This is a genomic window from Micrococcus sp. HMSC31B01, from assembly GCF_001816085.1.
Classification (GTDB): domain Bacteria; phylum Actinomycetota; class Actinomycetes; order Actinomycetales; family Micrococcaceae; genus Micrococcus; species Micrococcus luteus.
The window spans coordinates 1-3,325 of the sequence record NZ_KV824989.1; the positions used below are offsets into that span (position 1 = coordinate 1).

Annotated in this window: 3 protein-coding genes; 1 reads left to right on the forward strand and 2 read right to left on the reverse strand. The window is 69.4% G+C overall.

The window, feature by feature from the left end:
* Nucleotides 1-42 precede the first annotated feature (42 nt).
* Nucleotides 43-1,575 carry a glycerol kinase GlpK gene (glpK, locus tag HMPREF3105_RS02865; RefSeq protein ID WP_049145088.1) on the forward strand — a complete coding sequence of 511 codons (1,533 nt, stop codon included), beginning with the start codon at nucleotides 43-45 and terminating at the stop codon, nucleotides 1,573-1,575.
* Nucleotides 1,576-1,775: 200 nt separating this feature from the next.
* Here glpK and HMPREF3105_RS02870 read toward each other — a convergent pair whose 3' ends face one another.
* Nucleotides 1,776-2,312 carry a hypothetical protein gene (locus HMPREF3105_RS02870; protein WP_070708744.1) on the reverse strand — a complete coding sequence of 179 codons (537 nt, stop codon included), beginning with the start codon at nucleotides 2,310-2,312 and terminating at the stop codon, nucleotides 1,776-1,778.
* A gap of 55 nt (nucleotides 2,313-2,367) precedes the next feature.
* Nucleotides 2,368-3,219 (reverse strand): GIY-YIG nuclease family protein, encoded by an 852-nt coding sequence (locus tag HMPREF3105_RS02875; RefSeq protein ID WP_070708745.1) that lies wholly within the window; start codon nucleotides 3,217-3,219, stop codon nucleotides 2,368-2,370.
* Nucleotides 3,220-3,325: the final 106 nt, after the last annotated feature.

A 3,325-nucleotide genomic window follows, 5' to 3' on the forward strand; every position in this document is an offset into this window, starting at 1 on the left:
GGGACCCGCGTCCGCCGATGACCACCTCCGAAGGAGTAGGACATGACCACCCCCCGCTACGTGATGGCCATCGACCAGGGCACCACGTCCACGCGCGCGATCCTCTTCGACCACAGTGGGGCCATCGTGTCCACTGGTCAGCGCGAACACGAGCAGATCTTCCCGCGCGCCGGCTGGGTGGAGCACGACCCGGTGGAGATCTGGACGAACACCCGCGAGGTCATCGGCGAGGCCCTGGCCCGCGCCGAGGTGACCCGACACGACGTCGCCGCCGTGGGCATCACGAACCAGCGTGAGACCACCGTGGTGTGGGACCGCAACACCGGCAAGCCGGTGTACAACGCCATCGTGTGGCAGGACACCCGCACCGACCACCTCTGCGAGCGCCTGGCCGGCGACGTCGGCGCGGACCGCTACAAGGAGCGCGTCGGGCTGCCCCTGGCCACGTACTTCTCCGGCCCCAAGGTGGCCTGGATTCTGGAGAACGTGGACGGTGCCCGGGAGGCCGCCGAGAACGGCGACCTCATCTTCGGCACCACGGACTCGTGGCTCGTGTGGAATCTCACCGGCGGCGGCGAGGGCGGCCGGCACGTCACCGACGTCACCAACGCCTCCCGCACCATGCTGATGAACCTGGACACCCTCGACTGGAACGAGGAGATCTGCGCGGACATGGGCATCCCGATGTCCATGCTTCCGGAGATCGTCAGCTCCTCCGCCGAGGTGGGCACCGTATCCGGCCAGCAGCTGCTGCGCGAGACGCCGATCACCGGCATCCTGGGCGACCAGCACGCGGCGACCTTCGGCCAGGCGTGCTTCGAGGTCGGCCAGGCCAAGAACACGTACGGCACCGGCAACTTCATGCTGATCAACACCGGCGAGGAGCCGGTGCACTCGGACAACGGCCTGCTCACCACGGTGGCGTACCGCATTGGCGACCAGAAGCCGGTGTACGCGCTGGAGGGCTCGATCGCCGTCACCGGCTCGCTGATCCAGTGGCTGCGGGACAACCTCGGGATGATCGGCAGCGCCCCGGAGGTCGAGACCCTGGCCGCCGGCGTGGAGGACAACGGCGGCGTGTACTTCGTCCCCGCGTTCTCCGGCCTCTTCGCCCCGCACTGGGACGCCGCGGCCCGCGGCGTCATGGTGGGCATGACCCGTTACGTCAACAAGGGGCACATCGCCCGCGCGGCGCTCGAGGCTACCGCCTTCCAGAGCCGCGAGGTCCTGGACGCCATGAACGCGGACTCCGGCGTGGACCTCACCGAACTGAAGGTCGACGGTGGCATGGTCGCCAACGAGCTGCTCATGCAGTTCCAGGCGGACCTGCTGCGCGTGCCCGTCGTGCGCCCCAAGGTCATCGAGACCACCGCTCTCGGCGCCGCCTACGCCGCAGGCCTGGCGGTGGGGTTCTGGGCGTCCCAGGACGAGCTCGTGGCCAACTGGGAAGAGGACAAGCGCTGGGAGCCCACCACGGACGAGGAGGAGGTTGAGCGCGCCCTGCGGCTGTGGAAGAAGGCCGTGGAACGCTCCCGCGACTGGGTCGACGAGGACGTCGAGTCGGCCCAGGGCTGAGCCGTCCGGTCCGTAGGTCGGTCCGGCCGGCCCCGTGCGCCCCGTGCGCCCCGGGCCGGTCCGGGCCCTCCAGAAGGACCCCGAGCAGCACTACCCCCTCGTCGGCCGCCTGCGCGCGGAGCGGGGCGGGGGTCGGTGCCGTTGCCATCGGTGCAGCGGCCAGGCCCGAGGTGCCCGGCTGCTCCGACGTCAAGCTGTCCTCACCCAGGGCGTCCTCTTCCCCCGCCGCTTCCGCCCAAGGCGGCGGTGGCCAGGCAGGCGAAGTAGTCCGCATCCACGTTCCGGCCGTCCTTGATGGCGCTCCGATGTGGAATCTCCTCGGAGAGGTTCTCCTCGTCCGCGTTGTTCGCCGAGGCCACCACCTTTTCGAGGCCGGCCACCTCGGGCCGGAGTTCGCGCGCCCGTCGTCGCATCCTGCCCTCGCCGGTCCACTCATGGGTGCGTTCGGTGAAGGCGTCGAGTGGGTTCTCACACGCAGACAATCGGCGTGCTCGTTCGACGACGTTGGACGCCAGGATGTCCCGGAGCATCGTCATCTTGCCGGTTCCGGGGAGGCCGTTCACACCCATCAGACCTGGCCCGCCCGCCTCGACGACGTCGGCCCGCGCGGCGACATCAATGCGGGCGGCTTGCGGATGCCCCGTGTGCTCGTGGGCAGTCACATTCGAGGAACTCAGCGATGGCTGCTGTGCCTGGATGGCGCACTTGCCCTCCTCCGCAAGGCTCGGCGCGGGCAATCCATCCCCCCTCCCGTCTGCCCTTCGCTCTCTCCCCCCGGACAACGACGTCCGTTCAGTTCCGGTTCAGTCCGAACCGGCGCGTCATCAGAGCCTCCTTGTAGTGCTTCTCCGCGGCGTCGATCTGGGCCTGCGGGGTATTGGAGCCGAACACGCGCAACAAGCTGAACATGTACCGCTCCGGCTGGTCGGGGTCGAGCTCCAGGGCATCCCGGAGGGCGACGTTTCCGCCATGCCCGTCACGGGCGTAGGCCTCCCACCGTCCGAGCACACCACGCTCACCGTCGGCCTTGCCGACGTAGCACCGGCCCGCGGTCTCGTCGGCGATCAGGTAGATCCCGCGTACGGCCTCCAGGGCGGTGCGCCAGCCTGCGTAGCGGGTCTCGGTCACCAGTGACTGCAGGTCCCCGTAGCTGAACAGCACGTGGTCGAAGCCGGGGAACGCCTCGGTGGTGGGATCGGCGATCTCGAGGACGGGGAACCGCGCCGCGAGGGGCCCGCGCTTGGCCCAGTTCACGGGGTCTGCGGACCACTCCACCACCAGGCGCTCCTCGAGGGAGGCCAGCAGCGGCACCGGCGCAACGTCGTAGTACCGATGCCGCTCCGTGCGCTCAGCCACGGCCTCCCCGCGGTTCTCGTACACGGCGGTGAGACGAGAACGACGCCCGCCCTCCCCCATGAAGATCAGCCAGTGGCGAGCAGGCTCCTTCGGGAACTTCCCCACGTGGTGCTGCTCCCGCGTGTAGGCGAGTACGCGCTCCGGCGTGGCTGCCGCCCGCGACGGCAGCCCCGACTCCTTGTAGGTGTGGCGGATGGCCAGGACGTCGTGCGGGTCAAGGCCGGCGGCGGCGAGGACCGCACCGAGGGTCAGGACGAAGGGCTCGGGGACGGGCTGGGTGGACTCCATGGGACCCCATTCTGCCGAGGCCCCCTGATCACCCTTCCGCTGCGATGAGCCCTCAGCCACAATCACCGTGACGCCTTCTAGTTGTTGTGGGTCATGAGGTTCTTGA